The organism is Micromonospora aurantiaca ATCC 27029 (assembly GCF_000145235.1).
GTDB lineage: Bacteria > Actinomycetota > Actinomycetes > Mycobacteriales > Micromonosporaceae > Micromonospora > Micromonospora aurantiaca.
In genome coordinates this window covers 1,676,087-1,691,888 of sequence record NC_014391.1, presented here as the reverse complement: position 1 = coordinate 1,691,888, position 15,802 = coordinate 1,676,087, and the positions used below count along the sequence as shown (strand labels likewise).

General features: G+C 73.4%; 11 protein-coding genes. 5 read left to right on the top strand and 6 right to left on the bottom strand.

The window, feature by feature from the left end:
- Nucleotides 1-16 precede the first annotated feature (16 nt).
- From MICAU_RS08095 to MICAU_RS08085, 3 genes are all read left to right on the top strand, one after another.
- Nucleotides 17-1,213 carry a thiolase family protein gene (locus MICAU_RS08095; protein WP_013284815.1) on the top strand — a complete coding sequence of 399 codons (1,197 nt, stop codon included), beginning with the start codon at nt 17-19 and terminating at the stop codon, nt 1,211-1,213.
- Nucleotides 1,210-3,273 (top strand): 3-hydroxyacyl-CoA dehydrogenase NAD-binding domain-containing protein, encoded by a 2,064-nt coding sequence (locus MICAU_RS08090; protein WP_013284814.1) that lies wholly within the window; start codon nt 1,210-1,212, stop codon nt 3,271-3,273. Before MICAU_RS08095 ends, MICAU_RS08090 begins: the two co-directional genes overlap by 4 nt.
- 188 nt (nt 3,274-3,461) lie before the next feature.
- Nucleotides 3,462-4,235, top strand: coding sequence for a hypothetical protein (locus tag MICAU_RS08085; RefSeq protein ID WP_013284813.1), 774 nt, complete (start codon nt 3,462-3,464; stop codon nt 4,233-4,235).
- Nucleotides 4,236-4,292: 57 nt separating this feature from the next.
- Here MICAU_RS08085 and MICAU_RS08080 read toward each other — a convergent pair whose 3' ends face one another.
- The 4 genes from MICAU_RS08080 to MICAU_RS08065 form a co-directional block, all read right to left on the bottom strand.
- Complete coding sequence (locus tag MICAU_RS08080; RefSeq protein ID WP_013284812.1) at nt 4,293-4,679, bottom strand: VOC family protein; 387 nt, start codon at nt 4,677-4,679, stop codon at nt 4,293-4,295.
- 245 nt (nt 4,680-4,924) lie between these two features.
- The gene (locus tag MICAU_RS08075; RefSeq protein WP_013284811.1) at nt 4,925-7,474 is read right to left on the bottom strand and encodes a malectin domain-containing carbohydrate-binding protein; all 2,550 of its coding nucleotides are present in this window, start codon (nt 7,472-7,474) and stop codon (nt 4,925-4,927) included.
- A 205-nt stretch (nt 7,475-7,679) separates the two neighbouring features.
- Nucleotides 7,680-8,846: a sensor histidine kinase gene (locus tag MICAU_RS08070; protein WP_369752115.1), complete on the bottom strand. Its 1,167-nt coding sequence runs from the start codon at nt 8,844-8,846 to the stop codon at nt 7,680-7,682.
- Complete coding sequence (locus MICAU_RS08065) at nt 8,843-9,511, bottom strand: response regulator transcription factor (RefSeq protein WP_013284809.1); 669 nt, start codon at nt 9,509-9,511, stop codon at nt 8,843-8,845. Before MICAU_RS08065 ends, MICAU_RS08070 begins: the two co-directional genes overlap by 4 nt.
- A 448-nt stretch (nt 9,512-9,959) precedes the next feature.
- On the opposite strand from MICAU_RS08065, the gene MICAU_RS08060 reads away from it, so the two are divergent.
- Nucleotides 9,960-11,279 (top strand): C39 family peptidase, encoded by a 1,320-nt coding sequence (locus MICAU_RS08060; RefSeq protein ID WP_013284808.1) that lies wholly within the window; start codon nt 9,960-9,962, stop codon nt 11,277-11,279.
- On the opposite strand, the gene MICAU_RS08055 is transcribed toward MICAU_RS08060, so the two are convergent.
- Both MICAU_RS08055 and MICAU_RS08050 read right to left on the bottom strand, forming a co-directional pair.
- On the bottom strand, nt 11,280-12,572 hold the full coding sequence (locus MICAU_RS08055; RefSeq protein WP_013284807.1) for an outer membrane protein assembly factor BamB family protein: 1,293 nt from the start codon (nt 12,570-12,572) through the stop codon (nt 11,280-11,282).
- On the bottom strand, nt 12,569-13,837 hold the full coding sequence (locus MICAU_RS08050) for an outer membrane protein assembly factor BamB family protein (protein WP_244879737.1): 1,269 nt from the start codon (nt 13,835-13,837) through the stop codon (nt 12,569-12,571). The genes MICAU_RS08055 and MICAU_RS08050 overlap by 4 nt, the downstream gene beginning before the upstream one ends.
- Nucleotides 13,838-13,921: 84 nt before the next feature.
- Between MICAU_RS08050 and MICAU_RS08045 the strand changes: the two genes are divergently transcribed.
- Nucleotides 13,922-15,790, top strand: a complete 1,869-nt coding sequence (locus MICAU_RS08045) for a DUF6311 domain-containing protein (protein ID WP_041799190.1) — start codon at nt 13,922-13,924, stop codon at nt 15,788-15,790.
- The last annotated feature ends 12 nt before the right edge of the window (nt 15,791-15,802 follow it).

The following is a 15,802-nucleotide window of genomic DNA, read 5'->3' as shown; positions in this document are numbered from 1 at the left end:
CCGAGGGAGGCTCCAAGTGCCCCGTGAAGTCCGGGATGTCGTCTTCGTCGACGGCGTCCGTACCCCGTTCGGCAAGGCGGGTGGGATGTACGCCAACACCCGCGCCGACGATCTGGTGATCCGCTGCATCCGCGAGCTGATGCGCCGCAACCCGCAACTTCCGCCGGAGAAGGTGGAGGAGGTGGCCATCGCCGCCACCACCCAGATCGGTGACCAGGGCCTGACCATCGGCCGCACCGCCGCCCTGCTGGCCGGCCTGCCCAAGACCGTGCCCGGCTTCGCCATCGACCGGATGTGCGCCGGCGCGATGACCGCCGTCACCACCGTGGCCAGCGGCATCGCCGTGGGCGCGTACGACGTGGCCATCGCCGGCGGCGTCGAGCACATGGGCCGCCACCCGATGGGCGAGGGCGTCGACCCCAACCCGCGCATCGTCGCGGAGAAGCTCGTCGACCCGTCCGCCCTGGTGATGGGCTCCACCGCGGAGAACCTGCACGACCGCGTCCCGCACATCACCAAGGAGCGCACCGACGCGTTCGCGCTGGCCTCGCAGCAGAAGACCGCGAAGGCGTACGCCAACGGCAAGCTCCAGGGCGACCTGGTGCCGGTGGCGGTCCGCGACCCGGAGGCGGGCTGGGGCCTGGCCACAGTGGACGAGGCGCCCCGCGACACCTCGATGGAGAAGCTGGCCGGCCTGAAGACCCCGTTCCGGCCGCACGGCAAGGTCACCGCCGGTAACGCGGCCGGCCTGAACGACGGCGCCACCGCCGCGCTGCTGGTGGCCGAGGACACCGCCCGCGAGCTGGGCCTGCCGGTCGGCATGCGCCTGGTGTCGTTCGGCTTCGTCGGCGTCGAGCCCGAGGTGATGGGCGTCGGCCCGATCCCGTCGACCGAGAAGGCGCTGCGCATCGCCGGCCTGAGCATCGACGACATCGGCCTGTTCGAGCTGAACGAGGCGTTCGCGGTGCAGGTGCTCGCCTTCCTCGACCACTTCGGCATCGCCGACGACGACCCGCGGGTCAACCCGTGGGGCGGCGCGATCGCCATCGGTCACCCGCTCGCGTCCTCCGGCGTCCGGCTGATGACCCAGCTCGCCCGCCAGTTCGCCGAGCACCCCGAGGTCCGCTACGGCCTCACCGCCATGTGCATCGGCATCGGCATGGGCGGCACCGTGATCTGGGAGAACCCGCACTGGGAGGGTGGAGACAAGTGAGCCTCGCCGCACCGAACGAGGTCGTCACCAAGGCGCTGCTGCGCCAGGTGGCCGTACCCGGGCTGGACCGGCCCGCCGCCCTCATCACCCTGGACAACGGCTTCGACCACACCAAGCCGAACACCTTCGGCCCGGCCGGCCTGACCAGCCTGGACGAGGCGATCACCGCCGCGCTGTCGGCGGAGCCGGCGTTCATCGCGGTCACCGGCAAGCCGTACATCTTCTGCGTGGGCGCGGACATCACCAGCCTCCCGGCCCTGGAGAACCGCGAGCAGGCGCTGGAGATCGGCCGGCTGGGCCACCGGGTCTTCGCCCGGCTCAAGGACAGCGGCGTCCCCACCTTCGCGTTCGTCAACGGCGCGGCGATGGGCGGCGGCCTGGAGCTGGCGCTGCACTGCCACTACCGGACGCTGTCGGCGGGCGCGGCGGCCCTGGCGCTGCCCGAGGTCTCGCTCGGCCTCATCCCCGGCTGGGGCGGTACGCAGCTGCTGCCGAACCTGATCGGCATTCCGGCCGCGACGCAGGTGATCATCCAGAACCCGCTGATGCAGAACAAGATGCTCAAGCCGAAGCAGGCTGCCGAGATGGGCATCGCGGACGTGCTGCTGGAGCCGGCCGACTTCCTGGAGCGGTCGCTGGAGTGGGCCGCCGGCGTGGTCCGGGGCGAGGTCACCGTGACCCGTCCCGAGGTCGACAAGGACATGTGGGCGGGCGTGCTCTACTTCGCCCGGCAGACCCTCGACCAGCGGCTGCACGGCGCGGTCCCGTCCGCGTACAAGGCGCTGGACCTGCTGGAGACGGCGAAGGACGCCGACTTCGCCACCGGCACCGCGGCGGAGGACGAGGCCCTCGCGGACCTGGTCTTCTCCGAGGAACTGCGCAGCGGCCTGTACGCCTTCGACCTGGTGCAGCGGCGGGCCAAGCGCCCGGCCGGCGCGCCGGACAAGGGCCTGGCCCGTCCGGTCACCAAGGTGGGCATCGTCGGCGCCGGCCTGATGGCCAGCCAGCTCGCGCTGCTGTTCGCCCGGCGTCTTCAGGTGCCGGTCGTGATGACCGACCTGGATCAGTCCCGCGTGGACAAGGGCGTCGGCTACGTGCACACCCAGATCGAGAAGGCCGTCAGCAAGGGCCGGATGGACAAGGGCACCGCGGCCAAGCTGTACGGCCTGGTCAGCGGCTCGGTCGACAAGTCCGTCTTCGCCGACGCCGACTTCGTCATCGAGGCCGTGTTCGAGGACCTGGGCGTCAAGAAGCAGGTCTGGGCCGAGCTGGAGAAGATCGTCAAGCCGGAGGCGGTGCTCGCCACCAACACCAGCTCGCTGTCCATCACCGAGATGGCCGCCGAGCTGGAGCACCCGGAGCGGGTGGTCGGCTTCCACTTCTTCAACCCGGTCGCGGTGCTGCCGCTGCTGGAGATCGTCCGCGGCGAGCGGACCGACGACGCCACGCTGGCCACCGCGTTCGCGGTCGGCAAGCAGCTCAGGAAGTCGTCGGTGCTGGTGAAGGACGCTCCGGCGTTCGTGGTGAACCGGCTGCTGACCCGCTTCCTCGGCACCGTGTTCGCCGCCGTCGACCAGGGCACCCCGCTGGACGTGGCGAACAGCGCGCTGGACCCGCTGGGTCTGCCGATGCGTCCGCTGGCGCTGCTCCAGCTCGTCGGGCCGGCCGTGGCGTACCACGTCGGCGGCACCCTGCACGAGGCGTTCCCGGACCGGTTCGGCGTCAGCGAGAACCTCAAGCGGATCGCCGACTCGGGCCAGCCGATCGTGGTCGACGACCAGATCAACGACGAGGTGGCGAAGCTGCTCGTGGTCGGCGACGAGCCGCTCACCGCCGAGCAGGTCCGGCAGAACGCGCTGGACGCGCTGGCGCAGGAGATCCGGCTCATGCTCGACGAGGGCGTCGTCGCCGAGGCGCAGGACATCGACCTGTGCATGATCCTCGGCGCCGGCTGGCCGTTCCACCTGGGCGGCGTCACGCCGTACCTGGACCGGACCGGCACCTCCGAGCGGGTGACCGGCAAGCGGTTCCTGCCGCACGGCGTGGCAAGCCTGCGCTGAGGCGACCGCAACGCATCGATCGCGGTGGTCGGGCTGTCCGTTCCGGACGGTCCGGCCACCGCGATCGGCGTCTGCGGCCCAGGTCACGGGTAGGTCGCGGTTTGGTGTCGCCGCCCTTGTGCGGACAGCGGGCTGTCGGTGGTGCTGGCTACCATCACGCGTCCAGTTTTCTCACAGGAGCTGCCTACATGTCCCAGCCGCCGTCCAGTCCCTACTCCGGCAACTACCCCTCCCCCCAGCAACAGCCCGGTGGCTACCAGCCGCCGCAGCAGCCGCAGTACGGCGGTGACTACCCGCAGGCTCCCCAGCAGCAGTACGGCGGCGACTACCCGCCGCAGCAGCCGCAGTACGGCAGCCAGCTCGGTGCGCCGGTCCCGCCGAAGAAGTCCGGCGTGGGCAAGGTCCTGCTGATCGTCCTCGCGGTGGTCCTGGTGCTCTGCGTCGGCGGCGGTGTCGCCGCCTACTTCGCCACGAAGGACACCGTCAACGAGGTGGTCACCGCCACCAAGACGCGGGTGGTCGAGCCGCAGACGCTCGGCGGCCGGGCCAAGGTCACCGACCCGCAGCTGCAGACCGCCGCGGCGCAGATGAAGTCCGAGCTCAGCAAGGACGTGCCGGACGCGACCAGCACCGTCGGCGCCTTCTACGGCGACCCGGCCAAGAAGGACCTGGTCATGATCGTCGCGGTGTCCGGCGTGATGGCGGACCCGAAGAAGGAACTGGCCGACGCCACCGCGGCGGTCACCCCGGACCTGGCCACCAAGGACTTCAAGACTGTCGACGCGGGCCCGCTGGGCGGCGACGCCAAGTGCTCCGACGGCAAGGCTTCGGACGTGCCGGTGGCCGTCTGCATCTGGGCCGACCGGGGCAGCCTCGGCATGGTGGTCGTCTACTTCAAGTCCGCGGCCGAGCTCCAGTCGGAGTTCGTGACGATGCGCGGCGAGATCGAGAAGCAGGACTGACACCCGTCACGCACCGGGCCCCCGCCGTGACGGCGGGGGCCCGGTGTCGTTTCCGGATCAGGCGGACGCGGCCCGCTCGGCAGGGCTCCGGCAGACGCAGAACTCGTTGCCCTCGGGGTCGGCGAGCACCACCCAGCCGGTTCCGTCCGGGCGGCGCCGGTCGGCCACCAGCGCGGCGCCGAGCTCGCGCAGCCGCGCCACCTCCTCGTCCCGGGTGCCCTCGGCCGGGTGCAGGTCGAGGTGGAACGCGCCCTTGCCGTGCCGCTCGTCCACCCGAACGAACAGCAGGTCGGGGCCGTGCCCGTCGGGTGCGGCGAGGACCGCCTCCGGGTCGCCCGGGTGGTCGTCGTCGGCGAGCCGGCGGTCGAGCACGCGTGCCCACCAGCCGGCCAGGGCGTACGGGTCGTCGGTTTCGACTGTCACGCAGTGGATCTGTGCACTCACTGTGCTTCCTCCTGTGGGGAGCGCGCCCCGGCGGAGTGGGAACGTCAGCGGGGAACGCGGGGCGCGGGACGGTTCACGAAGGACATCGACCACACCCCCTTCCACCTCTCGGGCTGACCGGTTGATCATTCCACCGCCCGCGCCGCGCACACAACCCCGCTCGTGCAAGGAAGGGCCCCTTGTTAACAGCGAGGTGTTAACAAGGGGCCCTTCCTCTACCGCAGGCGTTAAGAAGGGGCCCTTCCTTACGGGCCGACGAAGACCGCCTTCGCGCGCCAGTCGACGCCGTCGACCGCCGGGCCGCTGCGCACCGTGAACGTCCCCGACGGAGCGCCGTTCACCCAGTCGACGGCGGACAGGTCACCGGTGCTCCGGTTCACCTTGTAGAGCGTGGAGCCGGCCACGAAGACGGCGCCCGCGTCGGAGAACCCGCTCGCCCCGGCCACGGAGAACCGGTCGGCGCCGACCACGCCGCTGTCCGGCGTGAACCAGCGCCAGAACAGGCCGTTCTGCCCGGTCAGCGTGTAGTAGAGCCGACCGCCGGTGTAGAACATGCCGGTCACGTTCGGGATCTCGGCGTAGAAGCCGGTGGTCGCGCCGACGTACGTCTGCCCCTCCGGACCCGAGTTGGTCACCACGGTGTCCCAGTACGGGTCGTGGTACGGGTCCACCAGCTCGGGCGTGCCGAACGTGGTGCCGTCGAACGTACGCCGCCACAGCGCGCCGCCGGTGCCGTAGAACAGCGTCCCGCCGACCCAGAACGCGTTGCGCGTGGCGGACCACGCGGTCTCGTCCGGGTTCGCCACCGGAGCGGGCGCGCCGACGCCGGTCAGCCCGTCGTACGAGCGGACCTGCACCTCCTCACCGGTGCCGGCCGGCGGAGGCCCGGTCTTGACGATCTCGACGGCGTCGACGAGCGGGTTCTCCTTGACGTGGCGGAACTCGATGTCGACGGTGCCGTCGCTGGTCACCGTGAACTCCCGCATGGTGCCCACGTTGTGCCCGACGCTGGCGGACAGGTCCAGGTCGTCGAGGACGACCGCGCCGTCCAGCGCCACGTCGAAGACGCGCGTGTTGGGCGCGGAGGTGCCGTCGTACCGGTTGGCCAGGTAGAGCCGCACGTGCACCTCGGTGCCGGCGGGCACCGGGAACTGCCAGAGCATCTCCGCGCCGCCGGCCGGGTCGTACCGCTCGTCGCTGTAGAGCGCGGCCGGGGTGCCGGCCGGCACCGTCGCGTCCAGGCTGCCGACCGTGTTGAAGCTGGAGGTCGAGCTGCCGGTGTTGTGGTACGGGCTGGGGCTGGAGCCGGTGTCGGCCGCCCAGTCCGGTCCGCCGTCGGCGGCGGCGACCACCGGGCCGCCGGCGTTCACCCGGTACAGCACGTTGGTCGGCTTCGGCAGGCCGGCCTGGTACACGTTGCCGGGCAGCGTCGCCGTGGTGGTCGGGTGCGGTGCCTTGCCACCGGCGAGCGGGAAGAACGCGATCCGCTCCCGGCGGTACTGGAAGTTGCCGATCCAGAGTGTGTCGCCGCCGACCCAGAGGCCGCTCGGGGTCACGAGCATCTCGGAGGCGCCGATGCCGCGCGGGTGCCGGCCCGGGTTCCAGGACAGCGGCAGGCCGTTGGCGGGGTCGAGCGCGGCGATGCTGGCCCGGCCGACCGCGCCGGCCCGGGCGTTGTCGGTTCCCGTGCTGTTGTTGAGCCAGCGGAGGTGGCCGCCGACGTAGACCGCCTGCTCGCTGATGCCGACGGACAGGAACGTGTCGCCGCCGCTGTAGTCGACCCAGGTCGGCTGGAGGCTGCTGCCGGTCGCGCCGGCCTCCCAGCGGGCCGCGGTGTCGCAGAGCGTCCCGCCGTACGGGGCGCCGGTGGTGACCACCACGAAGTAGCTGTTGTCCGGGGAGAACGCGACGTCGCGGACGTACGAGTCGAACGACTGCCACTTGCAGCGCGGCGTGTAGCGGGCCGTGTTCCAGTCCGCGACCGTGGCGGCGGTGGCGCCCAGGTCGATCTTGACGATCTGGTCATGCAGGACCCCGTCGGCCTTCTTGAAGTTGCCGATGACGACGAGCTGCGTGCCGTCCGGGGAGACGGCGAGCTTCTCCGCGCCCACGCCGGCCTTGGCGCCGCTGACGCCGTCCCAGTTGTGGTTCTCGGTCAGCGCCGTGGTGAGGTAGCTGTCGACCGCGCCGGTGGTGGCGTTGAGCGACGCGAGCCCGCCGCGCGGGTTGGGGTTGCCGGCCGTGGTGAAGATGCCGCCGACCAGCAGCCGGTCGCCGACGAGCGCGATGTCCTTGATCAGACCGTTGAACGCCGGCGGCGTGAAGCTGGTGACGACTGCACCGGTGGCGACGTCGAGCAGGGCCACCTTGCGCCGGGTCACGCCGTTGACGGTGTTGAACTTGCCGGCGACGAAGACCGTGCCCGCTGTGGGACCGGCGACGACCGCCGTCACCTCGTTGTCGAGCGTGGGCGCGAACGCGGTGTCCACCTGCCCGGTGGCCTTGTCGAAGGCGAGCAGGTAGTCGCGGGGGATGTCGACGTCGGAGTTGCGGTTCTGCACCCGGGTGAAGGAGCCGCCCGCGATGATCTTCGTACCGGCGTCGTGGATCGCGTCGACCGAGCCGTCCTGGACGTCGGGCGAGGCGGTGGAGGGGACGGTGTGGACCACTTTGTCGTGGCCGGGCGCGGCGACGGCTGCCGCGGGCGTGGCCGGCGAGAGGCCGGCGACGGTGAGGGCGCCGGCGGTGAGGACCGCGAGAAGACGGCGGCGGCGCGGGGCCGAGGGGTGGGTCACGGGCAGCTCCGGTGGGTGAGCAGGGTGAGGCGTCGCTGCGCTTACTCTCCGTTGATCCCCGGCTCCGCGTCCAGCGGGAGCGGCGCATTCTGCCCGACCACCGTGCCGCCGGGGGCCGACCACCGTCGGGTCCGGCCGGGACAGCCGAGGCCGGCCGCACGAAAAGGTGAGGCCGCCTCACCGGCTGGACGGGCCGGGTCGGCGGTCAGGTGGCCGCCGCCGGGTCGGCCGACGGAAGCGTGACTGTCACCTCGAGGCCGCCGCCGGGCTGGGCGACCGCCTTCACCGTGCCGCCGTGCGCGTCGCTGACGGCCCGCACGATCGACAGGCCGAGACCGGAGCCGCGCGCGCCGGTGCGTTCCTGGCCGCCGCGCCGGAACGGCTCGAACAGCCCGGGTACGTCGGCCGGGGCGACCTCGAAGCCGGTGTTCCCCACGACCAGCCAGGACCGTTCCCCGTCGGTGCCGGTGCGTATCCAGATCCGGCCGTGCAGGTGGTTGTAGCGGACCGCGTTCTCCACCAGGTTGCCGGCGAGCCGGTCGAGCAGGCCGGGGTCGCCGACCACCGGCGCCGGGCGCAGCGAGGTGTGCACCTTCAGGCCGATGCGCTCCACCTCCCGGGAGACCGCTGACAGTGCGTTGGCGGTGCCGATGGCGAGGTCCGACTCGGCGCGCCGGCCCAGCCGCCGGCCGGTCTGCGCCTCGCTGCGCGCCAGCACCAGCAGCGCGTCGACCAGGCCGTTGGCGCGTTCGGAGGCGTCGCGCACCACGCCGGCCATGCGGCGGTACTCGGCGAGGTCGGCGTCGTCGTCGCTGAGCGTCACGTCGATTTCGGTACGCATCACCGCCAGCGGCGTCCGCAGCTCGTGCGAGGCGTTCGCGACGAACCGTTTCTGCGCCTCGAAGGCACCGCTGATCCGGTCGAGCATGGCGTCGAACGTCTCGGCCAGCTCGGCCACCTCGTCGTCGGCGCCGGACCAGCCGATCCGCTCGTCGAGCGTGGCCTCACCGAGGCGGCGGGCGGTGGCGGTGACCTGGTGCAGCGGGCGCAGCGCCCGGCCGGCCACCAGGTACGCCCCGGCCACACCGACCACGCTGATCGCCACCAGCGCGAGCAGACCCTTGACCAGCAGTTCCTGTGACGCGGCGTCCACCAGTTGCCGCTGCCACTGCCCGGCGTCGAGCGTGCGCCCGTCGGTGAGCACCACAGTGGTGCCCGGTAGCAGCTCGTCGGTGGGGCGCAGCGCGTCGCGGACCAGCAGCCAGGCCAGCAGCACCAGGATCGCCCCCGCGCCGACCAGCAGCACGCCGTTGAGCAGGGTCAGCCGCAGCCGCAGCGTCGGCCGCACCCGGCGGGCGCTCCGCGCGCTCACTGCCGTACCCCGCCGATGCGGTAGCCCGCGCCCACGACGGTGTCGATGAGAGGCGGGTCGCCGAGCTTCTTGCGCAGTGTCATCACGGTGACGCGGACGATCGTGGTGAACGGGTCGGTGTTGGCGTCCCAGACCCGCTCCAGCAGCTCCTCGCTGGACACCACCGCGCCGCGCGCCTTGAGCAGCTCGGCGAGCACGCCGAACTCCTTGTTGGTGAGGTCGAGCGGCACGCCGCCCCGGCTCACCACCCGGCGGGCCGGGTCGAGCACCAGATCGGCCACCTCCAGCACCGGCGGCGCGGCCGGGGTGGCGCGGCGGCCGAGCGCCTGCACCCGGGCCACCAGCTCGTCGAACGCGAACGGCTTGGCCAGGTAGTCGTCGGCGCCGAGCTGCAACCCCTCGACCCGGTCGGCGACGGTGACGCTGGCGGTCAGCATCAGCACCCGGGTCAGCGCGCCGGAGGCGGCCAGGTCGGCGCAGATCCGGTCGCCGTGCACGCCGGGCAGGTCGCGGTCCAGGATCACCACGTCGTAGCGGGTGACGAACGCCGCCTCGTGCCCGGCGTCGCCGTCGTAGGCGACGTCGACAGCCATCCCGCGCTTGCGCAGCCCGCGCGCGATCGCGTCGGCGAGGTTGCGCTCGTCCTCGACCACCAGTACCCGCATCCCGGCCTCCCACCTCGTGACCCCTGACAACCTAGTGCGGCAGGCAAAACCCGCCGCCGGAGGAGCCGACCCCCGAGACGCCCGCCGACGAGCGCACCGCCGGGGAGCGCGGGTGGTGCGCTCGGGCCACCTCGCCCCGCCTGGAGCCCCGAGTGGTGACTCTTCGTAACGCTGACACCTTTTCACCGGTGCGTCACGCACCGTGATGGCCGCTCACCCGGCCAAACCGGACAGCCGGCGGGCCGAATCTTCTTGACCAGCCGAAACGGCGAAGCGGTCCCCGGCAGCGGAGATACCCCTCCGCGCCCTTTGCTCTGCAGCCTCATGCGCAGCGGTAGCCGTACGTCACGGATGCGTCGGTGGCTGCAGAGCAAAGGGCACGCGGGGGACCATGCCGCTGGCGCGCTGCGGCTACGGTCGGTGACAGCACGGCGGGAGAGCCGGCCGCGTGCGGCGGCACGGGCCGCCGTTGCAGAAAACCTTCGGGTACGCGATGCTCGGCGGCGATGATCGACAAGCGCAGCAGGCACAGGTCACGGCCGCGCCGGGCGGGTTCCCGATGAGCGGCCGCGACATCGCGTACCGCCGGTTCCGCTTCCCGGCGGACCGGGACCGGGGTCGTGCGGACGGGCTGCGCGCCGGGCCGGACGGCCTGACGCTCGACGGCTCGGCCGGCCGGGTCACGCACACCGATCCGCACTCCGGGACCACGGCCGGGTACGCCGCCGGCACCTGGACCTCCCCCGTGACGGCCGTCGGCTTCACCGTCACCGAACTGGTGCCCTCGTGGACCGCCGACACCCCGCCCGGCTGCTGGCTGCGGGTCGGAATGCGCGGCTGGGCCGACGGCACGGCCGCCACCGGCTGGTACGAGCTGGGCCACTGGGCCGCCGACGACAGCGCCGTGCACCGCGCCTCAGTACCCGGGCAGGAGGACGACCGGGCGCGGGTCGCCGCCGACACGCTGCGGGTGACCGGCGCGACGGTGACCGGCTGGCAGGTCCGGGTGACCCTGCTCCGACGGCTCGACACGGCCGCCGGCCCGGTGCTGCGCACCGTGGGCGTGGTCGCCTCGACCGACCCGCCCGGCGGCGCGGAGGCCGCCCCCGCGGAGGCCGCCCCCGCTGAGGCCGGCAGCGCGGAGGCCGGCGACGCGTGGGGGCACGTGCTGGACGTGCCGCGCTACGCGCAGCGGCTGCACGCCGCCGGGGAGACCCGCTGGGGTGGCGGCGGCGACTCCTGGTGCAGCCCCACCTGCGTGTCGATGGTGCTCGACTTCTGGGGCACCGGACCCACAGCGGACCGGTACGCCTGGGTGGCGCCGCCCGGCCCGCGTCCGCAGGTGGTGCACGCCGCCCGGCACTGCTACGACCACGCCTTCGGCGGGCCGGGCAACTGGCCGTTCAACACGGCGTACGCGGCGACGCACGGGGTGGACGCCTTCGTCACCCGGCTGCGCTCGCTGGCCGAGGCGGAACGGTTCGTGGCCGCCGGCATCCCGCTGATCGTCTCGGCCGCGTTCACCGCCGGTCAGGTGCCCGGACTGGACTACGACACCCGGGGACACCTCATGGTGCTGGCCGGCTTCACCGCCGAGGGCGACCCGGTGCTCAACGACCCGTACGCCCCGGACGACGAGCGGGTCCGCCGCACCGTGCCGCGCGGGCCGTTCGAGAGCGCCTGGCAGGCGGGCAGCGGCGGGATCGCGTACGTGCTGCGGCCCGAGTCGACGCCGCTGCCGCCACCTCCGGCGCAGGCCAACTGGTGATCAGCGACCGACCGGCCAGATCGCCATGCCGCCGGTCGGTCGCAGGCACACCAGTTCCGTACCCGTGTCCGCGCACTCGGACCAGGCGCCGGGCAGGATCCCCCGGATCCGTACCTGCCCGGCCGCCACGTCGAGCGCGCCGACGAGCGTCCGGTCCTCGGTGAGCGTGCGCAGCCCTAGTAGCGGCCCGGACGGGAGGTCGTTGCCGGAGACGCGCCAGCGCCCCAGCCGGGCCAGCACGCGGCCGGTCGGCGGGTCGAGCGCCGACAGTTCCAGTTCCTCCCCGACCCCGCGCTCGGCGGCGATCAGCCGGTCGCCTACCGGGCCCATCCCCAGCCAGCGCTCGTCCGACCAGGCCGGACGGCCGGTGGCCGGGTCGAGGGCCTGCGCACCGCCCACCTGGTCGCGCAGGCACACCATCCCGGCACAGTCGGCGAACCAGAGCCCGGCGCGGGAGCCGACCGGCAGGCTCCATCGCTCGTCGAGCCGGTCCAGCCCGTATCCGGTGACCGTGCCCCGGGCGTCCTCGACCAGCAGGAGGTCGGCCACCACCTGCGCGTACCGGTAGGCGGCGCGATCGGCTGCGGGCGCCACCCGCCCGGTGTGCGCGACCGCGCCGGAGTCCGCGTCGTACACGGTCACCCGGCCCTGCGGGGTGACCAGCACGAGCTGCGTCACCCCGTGGTCGTCGCGGCGGTACCCCACCTCCTGGCCGGGCACGGGCAGCGTCCACCGCACCTCGCCGGAGGCCGGGTCCACGGCCCGGACGGTGCCCGCACCTGGTGGGCGGGGGTTCTCCAGCAGCAGCCCGCCCGATGCGGTCCGGACCGGGTAGCCGGGATGCCGCCAGCGCAGCGTGCCGGTGGCCGGGTCGAGCATGGCCGACACGGAGTCGCCGTCCCCGGCCGGGCTGCTCGTCACCAGCAGTCCCCCGGCCACGGCGGTGAGGCCGAGCACGTGGTCGCCGTCGGTGAGCGCGAACCGCCACGCCGGTTCCCCACCGGGCAGCCGGTACGCGGCGACCACCCGGCCACCCCGGCCGATCGCGCCCGGGCCGTCGGCCACCACCACCCGATCCGCCAGGACCACGAACGCCGCGCCCTGCGGGGCGGGCACCCGGATCGGCTCGGGCCGTCGCGACGGCCCGGCGGCGGCTGTGACCACGAGCAGCACCAGGCACCCGAGCACTGCCACCCGCGCCGTGCGGCCCGGCGGCCGGCGGGGCGGTGCGTCGGCCGGGTCGTCGGCGGACTCGCCGTGCCGCATCTCCCCCAGCTCGATCACCGGGCTCACGTCAGCCGCCGCACCATGTAGTCGCCGCCGGGCCGGCGGCAGACCAGAAGCGTCATGCCGGTGGTGCAGTCGGTGCCGGTGAGCGTGCCCCGGATCGTGGGCGGATCGCCGGACAGGCCCACCTCGGCCAGGAGCCGGCGGCCGCCGCCCAGCGGCCGTGTCGCCAGCAGCGGGCCGCCCGACTCGTGCTGCGGAACCAGGGTCCAGCCGCGCAGGTCGGCGATCAGCCGCCCGTCGTCCTGGTCGAGCACCGCCAGGCCGCCGTCGGCGTCGGTGTCGGTGTCGGGGGTACCGACGAGGAACCGGCCGCCGCGCGCCGCCGCCACGCTCGCCCACCGGTCCACGCTCCAGCGCACGGCGCCGGTCGCCGGGTCGAGCGCGGTCATCCCGCCGGTTGGCCCGACGGCGCAGAGCAGGGCGCCGCAGCTCTCGACGTGGCCGACGAGTTTCCGCGCGACGGTCCAGCGCGGCCGGAGCGTGTCCAGGTCGTACGCCTCGATGGCCCCGTCGCCGTCGCGGAACTCCAGCAGCAGTCCGCGGGCGAGCTGCAACCGGCGCGGGCCGGGCCGTCGTACCGGGTCCAGATCGCGGGCCACCAGCCGCGCGCCGGTGCGCGCGTCCACGACCACCGTCTGCCCGGTCGCCGGGGACAACACCATGCGTACCGGCCCGGTCGGTTCGACGTCGAAACCCAGCGCGCCCGTCATCGGCGCCGTCCACACCGTACGGCCGTCGGCCGGGTCCACCTCCATGATCGACGTCGTGGTGTCGGAGGCGGCCGACTGCATCAGCAGCACCCGGCCCACAGCGAACGCGATTCCGGGCCGGCGCCAGACGTCCGCGCCGGTGGCCGCGTCGTACGTCACCGTCTGCCAGTCCGTGTTGTCGACGCTCCGGCCGGCCACGATCACCCGGCCGTCCTGCTCCCACACCGACACGGCGGTGCCCACGCCGGGCAGCGGGCTGCGCCACCGCTCCCGGTCGCCCCGGTACGCGAGGAGTTCCCGCCCGCTGACGGCTCCTGCGCGGTCCGGCCGCACCACATACACCACGTCGCCGGAGACGAACACGGCCGATCCCAGCCCGCCGGGCAGCGTCCACTCGACCGGGCCTCGCGGCGGCGTCGCGGCGGTGAGCGTGAGCAGCGCCACCAGCAGCACCACGAGAAGGCGGAACGGCCGTCCGACGGCACGCGGAGGGCGGGGCGCCGGGCCTGGCGGGGCGTCGTCGCGCAGCTCCCCCAGATCGATGACGGTCACGACCATCCTCTCCCGCGCGCCGAGCCGCCGCCCGACCGTGACCGGCCGTGTGACGAACCGCCTGTACGATGGCGCGTCGTGGCCGTGCCCGTGGTGGACCCCTCGTTGAACCCCTCGTCCGTCGAGGCGGACGCCGTCGTGGCCGACCCGCCACGCCGCGCCCGTCGCCGGCCGGCCCGCGCCGACGTGCTGGCCATCGGAGCCTATGTGCTCCTCGGCGTTCTCGTCTGCCTCAACTACTGGGGCGACGTCGAGCACCGGGTCTCCTCGCACCTGCCCACCGACCACAGCTGGTTCGAGTGGCTGTTCGCCCATGGCGCGTACTCGGTGCAGCACCTCGAGAACCCGCTGTTCACCACCCGGCAGAACGCGCCGGACGGGGTGAACATGATGGCGAACACCTCGCTGCTCGGGGTGACGCTGCCGCTGGCGCCGCTGACGCTGCTGCTCGGCCCGCAGGTGATGTACGCGCTCTACCTGGGCGCCGCGCTGTCCGCGACCGCCGCCACGTCGTACTGGGTGCTGTCCCGGCACCTGGTCCGTTCCCGGGCCGCGGCGTTCGTCGGCGGCGCGTTCCTCGGTTTCGCGCCGGGCATCGTGCACCACGCCAACGGCCAGCCCAACTTCGTGTCGAACTTCCTGCTGCCGCTGATCGTGGCCCGGGTGCTGCGGCTGGGCGAGCCGGGCCGCTGGCGGCGCAACGGGCTGGCGCTCGGGCTGCTGGTGGCGTACCAGATCTTCATCAACGAGGAGATGCTGCTGCTCACCGCGCTGGCCTGCCTGGTCGTCGTGGTGGCGTACGCGGTGCAGCGGCCCCGCGCGACCCGCGAGCGGGCCGGGTCGTTCGTGGCCGCGCTCGGCCTCGGCGGCGGCCTGGCGCTGCTGCTGACGGCGTACCCGATCTGGTTCCAGTTCAACGGCCCGCAGTCCTACCGGGGCTTGCAGGGCGGCGTCTTCCACAACTGGGGTGAGGACCTGGTCGCCTTCGTCACGTTCGCCAGGGACACGATCGCCGGTGACGAGGCGGTGGAGAAGACCATCGGGCTGACCGAGCAGAACACCTGGTTCGGCTGGCCGCTGGTGCTGGTGGCGCTGGCCGCGCTGGTGCTGCTGGTCCGCCGGTCGGTGCCGGCCCGGATCCTGGCCGTGCTGGTGGTGGTCTTCACGATCGCCTCAATCGGTCCGGTCGTGCGGTTCAACGGCGTGGAGACCGACATCGACGGGCCGTGGGCGTACGTGCCGGACGACCTGCCGCTCGTCGAGATGATGATGCCGACCCGGTTGAGCCTGGTCGTGGTGGCCGCCGTGGGCGTGCTGCTCGCCCTGGCGTGGGACACGCTGGCCGGTGCCGGCCGCCCGCCGGTGCCCGCCCCCCGCTCCGGCGCCGACGACGGCGGGGACGACGACGGCGGGACGACCGCGCGCGACACGCGCCGCCGGGTGCTGCGCCTGGCCGGGTTCGTCGCCATCGCCGCCGCCGTGGTGCCGCTGATCCCGCGTCCGCTGCCGGCCGAGCGGATCGACCCGCCGCCGCACTTCATCACCGCGGGCGGCTGGCGGCCGTACGTGCCGGAGGGCCGCACGCTCGTGCCGGTGCCGATCCCCAGCAACGTGCACGGGCTGCACACGCTGCGCTGGAGCGCGCTGACCGGCCAGGAGTTCCCGGTCCCGGGCGGCTACTTCATCGGCCCGAACGAGCGCGGCGAGGGCGTGTTCGGCGCCCCGAACCGCCCCACCAGCACGCTCATCTACTCCACCATGGACGCCAACGAGGTGCCGGAGATCACCGAGGAGAACCGCCGCCAGGCCGTGGACGACCTGCGCTTCTGGCGGGCCTCGGTGGTGGTGCTCGGGGCCGGCCCGCGCGAGGCGGTGCTGCGCGACCTGATGGCCGAGTTGCTCGGCCCGCCGCAGCGGGTCGACGACGTGTGGATCTGGGACGTCCGCGACCGGGTGTGACCCCCGGTACCG

Excerpts from the sequence above, each read along its gene's own strand:
- MICAU_RS08050 (WP_244879737.1), bottom strand. The coding sequence starts at position 13,837 with ATGGTCGTGACCGTCATCGATCTGGGGGAGCTGCGCGACGACGCCCCG.
- MICAU_RS08085 (WP_013284813.1), top strand. The coding sequence starts at position 3,462 with ATGTCCCAGCCGCCGTCCAGTCCCTACTCCGGCAACTACCCCTCCCCC.
- MICAU_RS08065 (WP_013284809.1), bottom strand. The coding sequence starts at position 9,511 with ATGCGGGTACTGGTGGTCGAGGACGAGCGCAACCTCGCCGACGCGATC.